The organism is Lysinibacillus sp. JNUCC 51 (genome assembly GCF_015999525.1).
GTDB lineage: Bacteria > Bacillota > Bacilli > Bacillales_A > Planococcaceae > Lysinibacillus > Lysinibacillus xylanilyticus.
This window is the reverse complement of the sequence record NZ_CP065545.1, coordinates 2,346,871-2,359,866: the sequence shown is the minus strand read 5'-3', so window position 1 is coordinate 2,359,866 and position 12,996 is coordinate 2,346,871. Positions and strand designations below refer to the sequence as shown.

At 37.4% G+C, this 12,996-nt stretch carries 15 protein-coding genes; all 15 read left to right on the top strand.

The window, feature by feature from the left end; all coding sequences use genetic code 11:
• Positions 1 to 17: 17 nt before the first annotated feature.
• The 15 genes from JNUCC51_RS11335 (at position 18) to JNUCC51_RS11265 (ending at position 12,845) form a co-directional block, all read left to right on the top strand.
• Positions 18 to 788, top strand: coding sequence for a TatD family hydrolase (locus JNUCC51_RS11335; RefSeq protein WP_337992040.1), 771 nt, complete (start codon positions 18 to 20; stop codon positions 786 to 788).
• A gap of 135 nt (positions 789 to 923) precedes the next feature.
• Entirely contained in the window at positions 924 to 2,135 is a 1,212-nt protein-coding gene (locus JNUCC51_RS11330) for a resuscitation-promoting factor (RefSeq protein WP_337992039.1), read from the top strand.
• A 276-nt stretch (positions 2,136 to 2,411) separates the two neighbouring features.
• Entirely contained in the window at positions 2,412 to 2,978 is a 567-nt protein-coding gene (rnmV, locus tag JNUCC51_RS11325; RefSeq protein WP_134025804.1) for a ribonuclease M5, read from the top strand.
• Positions 2,971 to 3,852 (top strand): 16S rRNA (adenine(1518)-N(6)/adenine(1519)-N(6))-dimethyltransferase RsmA, encoded by an 882-nt coding sequence (gene rsmA, locus JNUCC51_RS11320; protein WP_337992038.1) that lies wholly within the window; start codon positions 2,971 to 2,973, stop codon positions 3,850 to 3,852. Before rnmV ends, rsmA begins: the two co-directional genes overlap by 8 nt.
• A gap of 157 nt (positions 3,853 to 4,009) precedes the next feature.
• Positions 4,010 to 4,270 (top strand): biofilm formation stimulator Veg, encoded by a 261-nt coding sequence (gene veg, locus JNUCC51_RS11315; RefSeq protein WP_049667356.1) that lies wholly within the window; start codon positions 4,010 to 4,012, stop codon positions 4,268 to 4,270.
• 113 nt (positions 4,271 to 4,383) lie between these two features.
• Positions 4,384 to 4,566, top strand: a complete 183-nt coding sequence (locus JNUCC51_RS11310) for a small, acid-soluble spore protein, alpha/beta type (RefSeq protein WP_053594103.1) — start codon at positions 4,384 to 4,386, stop codon at positions 4,564 to 4,566.
• A gap of 370 nt (positions 4,567 to 4,936) precedes the next feature.
• Positions 4,937 to 5,803 carry a 4-(cytidine 5'-diphospho)-2-C-methyl-D-erythritol kinase gene (gene ispE / locus JNUCC51_RS11305; protein WP_268638122.1) on the top strand — a complete coding sequence of 289 codons (867 nt, stop codon included), beginning with the start codon at positions 4,937 to 4,939 and terminating at the stop codon, positions 5,801 to 5,803.
• A gap of 56 nt (positions 5,804 to 5,859) precedes the next feature.
• Positions 5,860 to 6,693, top strand: coding sequence for a pur operon repressor (purR, locus tag JNUCC51_RS11300; RefSeq protein ID WP_079563681.1), 834 nt, complete (start codon positions 5,860 to 5,862; stop codon positions 6,691 to 6,693).
• Entirely contained in the window at positions 6,690 to 7,064 is a 375-nt protein-coding gene (locus JNUCC51_RS11295) for a RidA family protein (protein WP_049667360.1), read from the top strand. Before purR ends, JNUCC51_RS11295 begins: the two co-directional genes overlap by 4 nt.
• A 337-nt stretch (positions 7,065 to 7,401) precedes the next feature.
• The gene (gene spoVG / locus JNUCC51_RS11290; RefSeq protein ID WP_337992037.1) at positions 7,402 to 7,704 is read left to right on the top strand and encodes a septation regulator SpoVG; all 303 of its coding nucleotides are present in this window, start codon (positions 7,402 to 7,404) and stop codon (positions 7,702 to 7,704) included.
• A 263-nt stretch (positions 7,705 to 7,967) separates the two neighbouring features.
• The gene (gene glmU, locus JNUCC51_RS11285; RefSeq protein WP_337992036.1) at positions 7,968 to 9,338 is read left to right on the top strand and encodes a bifunctional UDP-N-acetylglucosamine diphosphorylase/glucosamine-1-phosphate N-acetyltransferase GlmU; all 1,371 of its coding nucleotides are present in this window, start codon (positions 7,968 to 7,970) and stop codon (positions 9,336 to 9,338) included.
• Between the two features lie 24 nt (positions 9,339 to 9,362).
• The gene (locus JNUCC51_RS11280; RefSeq protein ID WP_049667363.1) at positions 9,363 to 10,322 is read left to right on the top strand and encodes a ribose-phosphate diphosphokinase; all 960 of its coding nucleotides are present in this window, start codon (positions 9,363 to 9,365) and stop codon (positions 10,320 to 10,322) included.
• A gap of 642 nt (positions 10,323 to 10,964) precedes the next feature.
• Positions 10,965 to 11,549, top strand: a complete 585-nt coding sequence (locus JNUCC51_RS11275; protein WP_337992035.1) for a 50S ribosomal protein L25/general stress protein Ctc — start codon at positions 10,965 to 10,967, stop codon at positions 11,547 to 11,549.
• Positions 11,550 to 11,836: 287 nt separating this feature from the next.
• Positions 11,837 to 12,397 (top strand): aminoacyl-tRNA hydrolase, encoded by a 561-nt coding sequence (gene pth, locus JNUCC51_RS11270; RefSeq protein WP_337992034.1) that lies wholly within the window; start codon positions 11,837 to 11,839, stop codon positions 12,395 to 12,397.
• A 220-nt stretch (positions 12,398 to 12,617) separates the two neighbouring features.
• A complete protein-coding gene (locus JNUCC51_RS11265) occupies positions 12,618 to 12,845 on the top strand; it encodes an anti-sigma-F factor Fin (protein ID WP_049667366.1) in 228 nt (75 codons plus the stop codon).
• Positions 12,846 to 12,996: the final 151 nt, after the last annotated feature.

Genomic DNA, 12,996 nt, shown 5'->3' with positions numbered 1-12,996 from the left:
ATGTTAGGAGAATGACGATGTTCATTGATACACATGTACACTTAAATGCAGATCAGTATGAAGACGACTTACAAGAGGTTATAGATAGAGCTCTTGAAGCCAAAGTAGAAACGATGGTTGTTGTTGGTTTTGACCGCAAAACTATAGAAAAAACAATGCAACTGGTTGAACAATATGATTTTGTTTATGGTGTCATTGGGTGGCACCCGGTTGACGCCATCGATTGCACAGAACAGGATTTAAATTGGATTGAGGAATTAGCGGCACATCCAAAAATAGTTGGTATTGGTGAAACCGGGTTGGACTACTATTGGGATAAATCCCCGAAAGATGTTCAACAGGCACTTTTCCGCAAGCAAATTCAATTAGCTCAAAAACTTAATTTACCAATCATTATTCATAACAGGGATGCTACTGGAGATGTAGTACAAATTTTACGTGAGGAAAACGCTGCTTCTGTGGGAGGCGTTATGCATTGTTATAGTGGCAGTGTGGAAACAGCAAATGAATGTATTGCTATGAATTTTATGATTAGTCTTGGTGGGCCAGTGACATTTAAAAATGCTCGAATGCCGAAGGAAGTGGCGACAGAAATACCTTTAGAGCATTTGATGATCGAAACAGACGCACCGTATTTAGCACCTCATCCATATCGAGGAAAACGTAATGAGCCAGCTTTAGTGCCATTAGTTGCAGAAGAAATCGCTCGTTTAAAAGGATTAACGATTGAGGAAATTGCACAGGTAACAACAGCCAATGCGAAAAAATTTTTTAGGATTGACAATTAACTAGCTGAGATGCCTCCAGTACTGGGTTTGTGGTTAGCTAAAAAGGTAATGTCAATTTTCTTTGAAATACATTCGGGTTGACAGTGCCAAATCTAGTACGTATAATCCAACTTTGTATTAAGGAGGCGTTTTTTCATGTCAAATAATTCCATGAAAAACTTGTTCTTAGGATCATTGAGGAGTAAGCAAACAGTGATAAGCATTATTTCACTTGTCCTGTTTGTATCTGTAATTTCATTTGTACTTTATCAAGGTACTAAAAAGTCCGTAACGCTTGATGCGGACGGAGAAAAAATCGAAGTAACAACACATGCCAAAACTGTAGAACAATTATTACAAGATCAAAATATAGACGTAGCAGAGCATGACAAAATATCACCCTCTCTGAACACCAAAATTGTTAATGGATTAGCAATTTCATGGGAACAGGCAAAAGAAGTAACTATTTCAGTTGATGGAAATCAGTCAAAAGTTTGGACAACTGAAACACAAGTGAAAGACATTTTGAAAGAAGCAAATATTGAAGTATCAGAGCATGACTCATTAGCACAAGGTCTAGATACAGAAATAGGAGCAGACAACAAGATCGATATTCAAAAAGCGTTTCAAGTATCGCTTGTCGATGGCGTAAACAAAAGACAAGTATGGTCCACTTCGACTACGGTCGCTAACTTTTTAAAACAACAAGGAATTCAACTAAATGAATTCGATCGTGTCGAGAATAACCTGAAGGACGTAATCACTCCGCAGAGTAAAATCACAGTAGTTCGCGTAGAAAAGGTTATCGATGTAGTGGAAGAATCTTTAGATTTCGCAATTGAAAAGAAGCAAGATGCTTCATTGCAACAGGGAAAACAAAAAGTTGTAACAGCTGGCCAAACCGGATTAGTGACTAAAACGTATGAAGTCGTGAAAGAGAATGGCCAGGTTGTAGCTAAAAATCTACAATCTAAAAATGTTGTAAAAGAATCGAAAAAGCAAGTGGTTGCAGTAGGTACTAAAACTGTAGTAGCTAGTGCTGCGACTGTATCACGTGGTTCATCAGAGCCAGCTAGCGGTAAAGAATTTTATGTAACAGCAACTGCTTATACACCTAATTGTAACGGCTGCTCGGGGATATCTGCCACTGGCATTAATTTAAAATCAAACTCTGGATTGAAAGTAATTGCTGTGGACCCTTCTGTTATTAAGCTTGGCTCAAAAGTTTGGGTTGAAGGCTATGGAACAGCTATTGCAGGGGATACTGGTGGTGCAATTAAGGGTAATCGGATCGACATACTTGTACAAACTGAATCCCAAGCTAGTAATTGGGGAGTAAGGAAAGTGCGTATAAAAGTATTAAATTAAAAAAATTGTAAAATTAATCAAAAATTAAAATGTTTTTCACTATTATTAGCTTTCCTGTTTTGACTGGCGGGAAAGCTTTTTTATCTTTTTTCAGTAATTTGTTCTAGAGGATAATACCTAGCCATACCTACATAAAGTGCTACTCGAAGGCGAAGTGTCAACGATAGCAAAATTAAGAGAGAATATTATAAGAAGGTGAATAGCCGTGTATTTCTGTACAATCGTACAGTGCAGTTGTAAAATGGTCTGAAGATAAGGTAGAAAAGAGGAGCCTTTTTGCAAATAAAAGAAATCATTGTAGTTGAAGGAAAAGATGATACAACAGCTATTAAGCGAGCTGTACAAGCAGATACTATAGAAACAAATGGATCAGCTATTTCAGAGGAAACACTGAAAAGAATTCAACATGCACAGGATAAAAGAGGCGTTATTGTTTTTACTGATCCAGATTATCCAGGACGTCGAATTCGTGCCATTATCGAGGAGCATGTAAAAGGTGTAAAACACGCTTTTTTACCGAAAGCCAAAACAATTGCGAAAAACGGTAAAGGACTAGGTATTGAGCATGCAGCAGATGAGGATATACGTGAGGCTCTGCAACATGTCTATACCCCTAATGAGGTTGTGCCAACGACAGATGATATCACTCTCGAGGATTTAATGACGGCGCATTTAATTGGACATCCACAGGCAAAAACTCGTCGTGATCGTCTTGGGGAGATTTTGAATATTGGTGCAACGAACGGTAAACAACTTCATAAAAGATTAAAAATGTTTCAAATCACAGAAAAGCAATTTGGTGCGGCAATCGCACAGTTAGATCAGGAGGAAAACGATGCATAAGGATATTGCAACACCAATTAGAACACAGGAAATTTTAAAAAAATATGGATTTTCATTTAAAAAAAGCTTAGGTCAAAACTTTTTAATCGATCCGAACATTTTACGAAATATTGTTAGTCATGCAGATTTAACTGAAAATAGTGGTGCAATCGAAGTTGGTCCTGGCATTGGAGCGTTAACAGAGCATTTAGCAAGAAGTGCAAAAAAAGTTGTATCTTTTGAAATAGATCAGCGATTATTACCTGTATTAGAGGACACACTTAGCCCATATAATAATGTAACTATTGTACATTCAGATATTTTAAAGGCGGATGTTGAGAAGGTAATTCAGGAAGAGATGCCAGGTATTGAGGATATTATGGTTGTAGCGAATTTACCTTACTATGTGACGACACCGATTTTACTGAAATTACTTAATGACCGTTTGCCAATTCGTGGTTTTGTTGTCATGATGCAAAAAGAGGTTGCAGATCGTATTACGGCTAAGCCAGGAACGAAGGAATACGGATCTTTATCAATTGCCATTCAATATTATGTAAAAGCTGATATTGCCATGACGGTACCGAAAACTGTTTTTATGCCTCAGCCAAATGTGGATTCTGCAGTGATCCGTCTTATTAAGCATGATGAACCACCAGTAAAAGTGATTGATGAGGATTTTTTATTCGTTGTTACTCGTGCGTCGTTTGTACAACGACGAAAAACAATCTTCAATAATTTACAATCTGGTTTACCAAATGGGAAAGTACACAAAGAAAAAATTATGGATGCTTTAAAAGCAGCAAATATTGAACCAACACGTCGAGGAGAGACCCTGACCATCCAAGAATTTGGAAAATTAGCCGATGCACTATACCCTACATTTGCAAAGTGAAAAATTTTTGTTAACTTTTTTGAATATAAGTAAAAAAACATGGTTTTTTTATGAAAAATAAGTTGACAATATTTATTAGAGGCTGATAAAATATTATATTTTGTTGACATTTTTGGGCGAATCGCTTATACTATTTAGTAGTGAGGTGTAAGCGAAAATGCCAAAAACTTTAGCGGACATTAAAAAGTCGTTGGATTGTCATTTGGGTAAACGTTTGCAGTTAAGAGCAAACGGAGGTCGCAAGAAAACGGTCGAGTGTGCAGGGGTATTGCGTGAGACATATCGCGCTATCTTTGTAGTTGAGCTTGATCAAGAAGACAATACGTGCAAGCGCGTATCGTATAGTTACACAGATATTTTAACTGAAGCAGTAGAGATTACATTTTTAGACGAAGCAAAAGCTGCTATCGCAAAATAGTTTCTAGTACTTATTTCTATATTTTGAAACACTCATGTATGTAAAAAAACTACATGAGTGTTTTGCGTTTTCTGGGACATACTAAAATCGTCAGTTGTTAAGGAGGAGTTTATATGCCTAGAAAAGGTATCATGTCACCTCGTTTAAAAGAAGAGATCGCTAAAGAACTTGGATTTTATGATGTTGTGCAACGAGAAGGCTGGGGCGGCATTAAAGCTCGAGACGCCGGTAATATGGTCAAACGTGCCATCGAAATGGCTGAAAGAGCAAGTAGTGAGCAAGAGCATAATAAGTAGCCTCTTTGTGAAAATAGACTACTTATTACTTTGAATCTTTTTATTTTGCAGGAATGAAAACTTCCTGTAAACACAACAACACAACTGACGAGAAAGAACCGTTACACCAAATAGGGGTATACGGTTCTTTTTTTCCATTTTCGCTTTCCCATTATGGTAAAATAAAATGAATAATCTATATAGCGAAGTGAACGCCAGCTACTAACGTTTTGTAACAGTTACAGAAGACTCCTACATCTAAAGATGAGAGTGTGTAATTTCTATTCAGTGTGTATTAAAATATCGAACTGAATAATCTATGCGAAGGCGAAGCGTCAGCCGATCACGCTAAATGCGTAATTGATAAGTGTAGCTATAAGGAGGAAGAAAGATGCTTTATGTAAAGGCGCCTGCAAAAATAAATTTAACATTAGATGTACTTTATAAAAGACCGGATAATTATCATGAAGTAGAGATGGTCATGACAACTGTGGATTTAGCTGATCGTATTTGTCTGGAATCTCGAGAAGATGGAGTAATTGAAATAATTTCGACTGATAATTTCGTGCCAAATGATCACCGTAATTTTGCTTATCAGGCAGCGCGTCTAGTTAAAGATACATACGGCATTGGACAAGGTGTATCCATTACTATAGAAAAAGAAATACCCATCGCAGCAGGATTAGCAGGTGGTAGTAGCGATGCGGCTGCTACACTGAAGGGTTTAAATGAGCTGTGGAATTTAGGGTTATCTATAGATGAGTTAGCTGAATTAGGTGCGAAAATTGGTTCAGATGTTTCATTTTGCGTCTATGGTGGCACAGCATTAGCAACGGGACGTGGAGAGAAAATTCAGGAATTGCCTGCACCGCCAAACTGTTGGGTAGTCCTAGCTAAACCTAAAATAGGTGTCTCTACTGCAGAAGTGTATGGAGGATTAAAGGTTGAAGGGTTAGAACATCCAAATACGAAGCAAATGATGCATGCTATTGAAACGGAAGATTATGAGTTACTATGTAAATCATTAGGGAATGTTTTGGAAACTGTAACATTTAAGCTACATCCAGAAGTAGTAATGTTAAAGGAACAGATGAAGCGCTTTGGAGCAGATGCAACATTAATGAGTGGAAGCGGTCCGACGGTGTTTGGATTAGTAGATAGTGAAGCTCGAGTAAGCCGCATTTATAATGGTTTACGTGGTTTTTGCGAAGAAGTATATGCCGTTCGGATTTTAGGCGAGCGAAATACGCTTGCTTAAAACCGCAAATTTATGTTAATTTTACCTATAAATATTCGTGTTTAGGAGAGGGTCGCATGAAATGGAAGCGTAGTGAACGACTAGTTGATATGACGTACTATTTACTAGAACATCCACATCAGCTGATCCCGCTAACTTATTTTTCTGAACTATATCAATCTGCAAAGTCTTCCATTAGTGAAGATTTGACGATTGTAAAAGAAACTTTCGAAGAAAAAGGAATCGGGTTATTGATGACAGTACCGGGCGCTGCAGGAGGAGTTAAGTATATTCCTAAAATGTCCGAGGCTGAGGTCCGTTTAGTTATTCATGATTTAAAGGCGGAGCTTGAGCATTCAGATCGTTTGTTACCAGGCGGTTATTTATTTATGACGGACTTACTCGGCAATCCAGATTTAATTAATCGAGTTGGTAAGGTATTTGCATCCGCATTTGCTGATCAACAAATTGACGTGATAATGACTGTCGCAACAAAGGGAATTTCTATTGCCCACGCGATTGCAAGACATTTAAATGTACCGGTTGTTGTTGTCAGAAGAGATAGTAAGGTAACTGAAGGATCTACAGTCAGCATCAACTATGTATCTGGTTCTTCCAGAAGAATTCAGACAATGGTATTATCAAAAAGAAGCATGAAGAGTGGACAACGAGTGCTAATTACTGACGACTTTATGAAGGTCGGTGGTACAATGAATGGCATGAAAAATCTATTAGAGGAGTTCGACTGTCAGCTAGCTGGTATTGCAGTGCTAGTAGAGGCTGAGCATGCAGACGAAACTTTGGTAGATGATTATTATTCACTAGTAAAGCTTCATGAGGTCAATGAAAAAGACCGTACAATTGCATTAAGTGAAGGTAACTATTTTTCTAAAAGGGGAAATGACAAATGAAAGTAGTAGCAACAACAAATGCACCAGCAGCAATTGGACCATATTCACAAGGGATTATTGTTAATGGCATGTTTTATAGCTCAGGCCAAATCCCACTAACAGCAACAGGCGAATTAGTGGAAGGCGATATTACTGTTCAAACAAATCAAGTATTTGCAAATTTAAAAGCAGTTTTAGCAGCTGCTGGATCTTCTTTGGACAATGTTATTAAAACAACCGTTTTTATGAAGGATATGAATGACTTTGTTGCAATGAATGAAGTATATGCTAGCCACTTTGGCGATCATAAACCAGCTCGTTCAGCAGTAGAGGTTGCACGACTACCGAAAGATGTAAGCGTAGAAATTGAAGTTATTGCCATCGTTAAATAAGAAATTTTTTAGCTCACTAGAAGACAATGATTAGTTCTTTTAGTGGGCTATTTTTATTTTCATTCAGCTATGTTCTGCGCGAAAGCGAAGCGGCAGCGGCAAATATAAACGTTGGAATCGTTAACCCAAAATTATGTTCAAAGGCATACCAATGTGGGCAACATCGTATAGGGTGACTGACAAACAATTGTCAAAATTTAAGTAAATTAAAGGAAAAATTATACTAATGAGTATTCAAATTTTTTAGAAAATTTGATAGACTATAAAAAGGAAAATATTCGGTAATAAAGAATATTATATTTTCATTTAGGCATCTAAGAAGAGAGGTGGTGAGAAAATGGAAGTTACTGATGTAAGATTACGTCGTGTACAGACTGATGGTCGCATGCGTGCGATTGCTTCCATTACACTCGACAATGAGTTCGTAGTTCACGATATTCGTGTGATTGATGGCAATACAGGTTTGTTCGTTGCTATGCCAAGTAAACGAACGCCAGACGGTGAATTTAGAGATATTGCGCATCCTATCAATTCTACTACTCGTAATAAAATTCAGGAGATTATTTTAAACGAGTACCATAATTCAAGTGAAGTAGACGCTACGGAAAAAACAGAAGAATTAGAAAGTATTGGCGTATAGTTAATAGGGAATAAATGTCGATTTAACTATCGAATTAATACTAATGGTGAAAGTAAATAATAAGAGCTCTTCTTAATTTGAAGAGTTCTTTTTATTTTGAGAATAAGAGAAAATGAGCAATTTTAGGACATACATATTAACATTCGAGCATAAGGTGCATTTGATTTGGAAATTCATCTTTTTGTCAACTCAACATGCCTTGAAAATAGATGGATTTTGCTATATAGTCATAAGAGAAAATGAGCGTATTGGAGGACTTACAGATGAGCAACATTTTTGCTGTCATTTTGGCTGCAGGTCAAGGTACACGTATGAAGTCCAAATTATATAAAGTGCTCCATCCAGTATGTGGGAAGCCAATGGTGCAACATGTGGTGGATCACATTCAAACGTTAGATGTGAATCGCATTGTAACGGTTGTAGGACATGGTGCAGAAAAGGTTAAACAACAGCTTGGCGATAAAAGCGAGTACGTTTTACAGGCTGAACAGTTAGGGACAGCTCATGCTGTACAACAGGCTGAGGCAATTTTAGGTAGCGAAGAAGGGACAACATTAGTTGTTTGTGGAGATACACCACTTATTCGCCCTGAAACAATGCAAGCTTTGTTCGAGCATCATCAAGCAAAGAATGCTAAAGCAACTATTTTAACAGCTATTGCTGAAAATCCAACAGGCTATGGTCGTATTTTACGTGGCGACAATGGACAAGTAGAGCAAATTGTTGAGCAAAAGGATGCTTCAGCAGAGCAGCAATTAGTTAAAGAGATTAATACGGGCACATATTGCTTCGATAATAAAGCGTTATTTGAGACATTGAAGCTTGTGAAAAATGACAATGCACAGGGTGAGTATTATTTACCTGATGTGATTGAAATTTTACAAAAAAAAGGCGATGTCGTTGAAGCATATGTAACGCAAGACTTTGAAGAAACACTGGGTGTCAATGATCGTGTTGCTCTGTCTCAAGCAGAGACGCTAATGCGTACAAGAATTAATGAAAAGCATATGCGTAACGGTGTCACAATTATTAACCCAGAAGCAACATATATTAGCGTTGACGCAATGATTGGTCGAGATACTGTCATCCAACCAGGTTCTATGATTGAAGGTACAACTGTAATTGGGGAAGATTGTATAATCGGGCCTAACACACAAATCGTAGATAGCCGCATCGGTGACCGAACAACTGTGCATTCTTCTGTTGTGCGTGAAAGCGTTGTAGCAGAAGAAACAGCTATTGGACCGTTTGCACATATTCGACCACTTTCTGACATTGGTAGCCATGTGAAGATTGGTAACTTTGTAGAAGTGAAGAAAAGTAAACTGGGTAATGACACGAAAGTATCACACTTAAGCTATATAGGTGATGCTGAAATCGGAAGTAATGTCAATATTGGCTGTGGTTCCATTACAGTAAACTATGATGGGAAAAACAAGTTCCAAACAATTATTGAAGATGATGTATTTGTAGGATGTAACACTAACTTAGTAGCGCCAGTGAAAGTTGGAAAAGGTTCATTTATTGCAGCAGGATCTACAATTACAAAAGAAGTTCCTGAGGATGCACTTGCTATTGCTCGTGCAAGACAAGAAAACAAACCGAATTATGTAAGCAAATTAAATTCAAAATAATTATCAACTAAACAGGAGGCCATCATGCCGTATCATTATGCAAACTCACAATTAAAAATATTTTCTCTTAATTCAAATAATCCACTTGCTCAAGAAATTGCGCAAGAAATGGGTGTTGAATTAGGTAAATCTTCTGTTAAGCACTTCAGCGATGGAGAAGTTCAAATTAGCATTGAAGAAAGTATTCGTGGTTGTGATGTGTTTATCGTGCAGTCTACTTCTGCACCAGTAAATGAACATTTAATGGAGCTTTTAATTATGGTAGATGCTGTAAAACGCGCATCTGCTCGTACAGTAAACGTTGTAATGCCTTACTATGGTTATGCTCGTCAAGACCGCAAAGCAAAAGCACGCGAGCCAATTACAGCTAAATTAGTAGCAAACTTACTTGAAACTGCTGGTGCAACACGTGTTATCGTTTTAGATTTACATGCACCACAAATCCAAGGCTTCTTCGATATTTTAATCGACCATTTGATGGCAGTACCTTTATTATCTGATTACTTCAAATCAAAAGGTATCCCAGAAGAAGAAATCGTTGTTGTTTCTCCAGACCATGGTGGTGTAACACGTGCTCGTAAAATGGCAGAACGTTTAAAAGCACCTATTGCAATTATTGATAAACGCCGTCCAAAACCAAACGTTGCAGAGGTAATGAACATTGTTGGTAATGTTGATGGTAAAGTGGCAATCTTGATTGATGATATTATTGACACTGCAGGAACGATTACAATCGGCGCGGATGCATTACGTGCTGCTGGTGCGAAAGAAGTTTATGCTTGCTGTTCTCACCCAGTATTATCAGGTCCAGCAATCGAGCGTATCGAAAACTCTTCAATTAAAGAATTAGTTGTAACAAATACAATCCAGCTTCCTGAAGAGAAAAAATCTCCAAAAATTACAGAGCTTTCAGTAGCTAAATTAATGGCAGATGCAATCTCTCGTGTCTATGAAAATAAATCTGTAAGTACTCTATTTGATTAATATAAATAAACAGATCCCAATATGTGGCTTATTAAGGACAAATCTACGTTTGTAAGTAGATTTGTCCTTTTTTACATGTCTGTTTTGTTTGAATTTTCTTATAAAAGGGTATATGGTAGTTGTGACTTAATAATATTTACACCTACTTAAAAAAATAGTTTACCGCCTAAAGTTGGGATTAATTTTTTTAACGTAAATTATGAATAAGTTGATTGGAGTGAAGGCTGGGCGACTCCTTGGGGATCAGCGATAGAGGAACGAAGGTTAAGAGCATCACATCCTGTGATAACGCCTTCGTGACCAACATCGTGCGTTAGCACTTCGCTTTCGCCCAAAAAACACCTGTTGCCCCAAGCGGCGGCTCATCGGACGCACTAGGAAGCTTTGCTCTGCGCGAAGCGACAGCTACAATGTTTTAACTGTGCGAAAGTGAAGCGTCAGCGACAAATGTTTTCTGTAGCGAAAGCAAAGCGACAGCGACAAAGCGCCCAGTCGGTACGGAAATCAACCCCACGTTATGGTGATGAGCTAGGTAAATATTATTATAGCCTTAACAAATGTCATTGATTTTATCGAAAGCAGTGAAGCAGTGACATTTATAATAAGGCGTAAATAAATTTTTCTTGGAAGGGGAAGTATAGTATGAGTACAGTATTAAGTGTTAAAAGGCGCGAAGCTGGGCATCGTTCGACATTAACCCAACTTAGAAAAGGGGGAGCCATTCCTGCAGTTATTTACGGCTATAGTTTAGATTCAACCCCAATTTCTATTTCAGAGAAGGAATTCAGAAAATCCATTCAAAAGAATGGACAAAACGGTGTGTTTTCGATGGAGTTAGATGGGAAAAAAGTGAATGTTGTTGTGTCAGAAATCCAACAATGCTCTATGAAAGATGAAGTAAATCATATCGACTTTTTAGCAATTAATATGTCCGAAGTGATAGAGTCTGAGGTGCCTATTAAACTTGTTGGAGAGTCAGTTGGTATTAGTGTGGGTGGCATATTGATGCAACCTAACTTAGACGTGAAAATTAAAGTAAAGCCAGCAGAAATACCAGAAGCTATTGAAGTTGATATTACTGAGCTTAAAATTGGTGAAACAATTACGGTAGCAGATATTCGAGATAAGATTGAATTTGATATTATCAGTGAAAATGATCATACATTGGTAACGATTATGGCTCCGGCTGTAGTTGATGAAGAAACTGCAGATATTACACAGGAGTAAGAGTAAATAGATATGTTAAGGAAAGGCTACTAAGGAAGGCTAAAAACTTCTTTAGTAGCCTTTTGTATCTTACATAATTGAATTTATGGCGACATTATTCGTATATTAGCTTTTGCTTCTTTAATTACGACAGGTGTTATTTTACCGATATGTATTGTTAAAGTGAGGATTTCTAATAATATCAAGCCATTATTGAACCGTTTACTTTCAAAAACTGTACAAACTGCTTTCTTAGTGCATGATATGGTAAAATAATGACTATTAGATTTGAAAGAAGAGGAGTACTTATGAAAATTATCGTTGGTTTAGGAAATCCGGGTAAGCCTTATGAGAATACAAGACATAATATTGGCTTCGATGTTATCGATGCATTAGCTGAAAAATGGGGTACGCCTTTAACTAATTCGAAGTTTAATGGTATGTATGCAACGGTACATCGTCCTGAAGGAAAGGTTCTACTTGTTAAACCTTTAACATATATGAATTTATCGGGGGAATGTGTTGGGCCCCTTATGAACTATTTTGATATTGATGTGGAAGATTTAATCGTTGTTTATGACGATTTAGATTTAGAAACAGGGAAATTACGCCTTCGTCAAAAAGGAAGTGCGGGTGGACATAATGGTATTAAATCATTGATTCAGCATTTAGGCACACAAGAATTTAATCGCATACGTGTTGGGGTTAATCGCCCGCCAGCTGGAATGAAGGTAGCGGATTACGTGTTGTCAAAATTTTCGAAAGAAGATCAAGTTATTGTTGGCGAAGCTATTGAAAAGTGTGTAAATGCTGTAGAAGGATCTCTTTCAAAGCCATTTCTTGATGTGATGAATCACTTTAACGGGTAACAATAAGTTAAAGTGTAATATGGATATTAAAGTAGTCTAGGATGACGATTAAAATGTTTTTTCGCGACTACAGTTAATTAAATATATAGTATAGTCTAAACACAATGCAAAAACTATTCTCTATTCTAAATGGCGCTAAGGCAAAATTGGAAGTGCATAATCTGTTTTAGAAATGTCTATACTTTAAGTAGTAAGTTGCTTAAAGGAGGATGATTTGGAGATGTCAGTTCGCTATCGATGTCGGCATTGTGAAGTAGAAATAGGAACACTACCATTTGATGCAGATGATACAATTCGAAAACTTCATATTTTCGAATTGGGTGAAGCGGATGATTATGTTGAAAAAGATCAGCATGGTCACACAACGGTGCACTGCATTTGTGAGCAATGTGAGGATTCGCTGAAACAATATCCAGATTATCACGCACTCAATAAATGGATTCAATAATTGGAAGGATGCTTTGGCGTACATCACGTGCGTTCAAAGCTTTTTCCATTTAACTTTTTTCAGCAAATGTTTTAGTACCGAAAGCGTAGCGACAGGTACAGAAGTCTCCCATCTTTATAGGTGGTAAGATGAATGTGGTTTTAAGTCACTT

Coding starts and splice junctions, on each gene's coding strand:
- JNUCC51_RS11335 (WP_337992040.1), top strand. CDS start 18: ATGTTCATTGATACACATGTACACTTAAATGCAGATCAGTATGAAGAC.
- JNUCC51_RS11330 (WP_337992039.1), top strand. CDS start 924: ATGTCAAATAATTCCATGAAAAACTTGTTCTTAGGATCATTGAGGAGT.
- rsmA (WP_337992038.1), top strand. CDS start 2,971: ATGCATAAGGATATTGCAACACCAATTAGAACACAGGAAATTTTAAAA.
- veg (WP_049667356.1), top strand. CDS start 4,010: ATGCCAAAAACTTTAGCGGACATTAAAAAGTCGTTGGATTGTCATTTG.
- JNUCC51_RS11310 (WP_053594103.1), top strand. CDS start 4,384: ATGCCTAGAAAAGGTATCATGTCACCTCGTTTAAAAGAAGAGATCGCT.
- ispE (WP_268638122.1), top strand. CDS start 4,937: ATGCTTTATGTAAAGGCGCCTGCAAAAATAAATTTAACATTAGATGTA.
- purR (WP_079563681.1), top strand. CDS start 5,860: ATGAAATGGAAGCGTAGTGAACGACTAGTTGATATGACGTACTATTTA.
- JNUCC51_RS11295 (WP_049667360.1), top strand. CDS start 6,690: ATGAAAGTAGTAGCAACAACAAATGCACCAGCAGCAATTGGACCATAT.
- spoVG (WP_337992037.1), top strand. CDS start 7,402: ATGGAAGTTACTGATGTAAGATTACGTCGTGTACAGACTGATGGTCGC.
- glmU (WP_337992036.1), top strand. CDS start 7,968: ATGAGCAACATTTTTGCTGTCATTTTGGCTGCAGGTCAAGGTACACGT.
- JNUCC51_RS11280 (WP_049667363.1), top strand. CDS start 9,363: ATGCCGTATCATTATGCAAACTCACAATTAAAAATATTTTCTCTTAAT.
- JNUCC51_RS11275 (WP_337992035.1), top strand. CDS start 10,965: ATGAGTACAGTATTAAGTGTTAAAAGGCGCGAAGCTGGGCATCGTTCG.
- pth (WP_337992034.1), top strand. CDS start 11,837: ATGAAAATTATCGTTGGTTTAGGAAATCCGGGTAAGCCTTATGAGAAT.
- JNUCC51_RS11265 (WP_049667366.1), top strand. CDS start 12,618: ATGTCAGTTCGCTATCGATGTCGGCATTGTGAAGTAGAAATAGGAACA.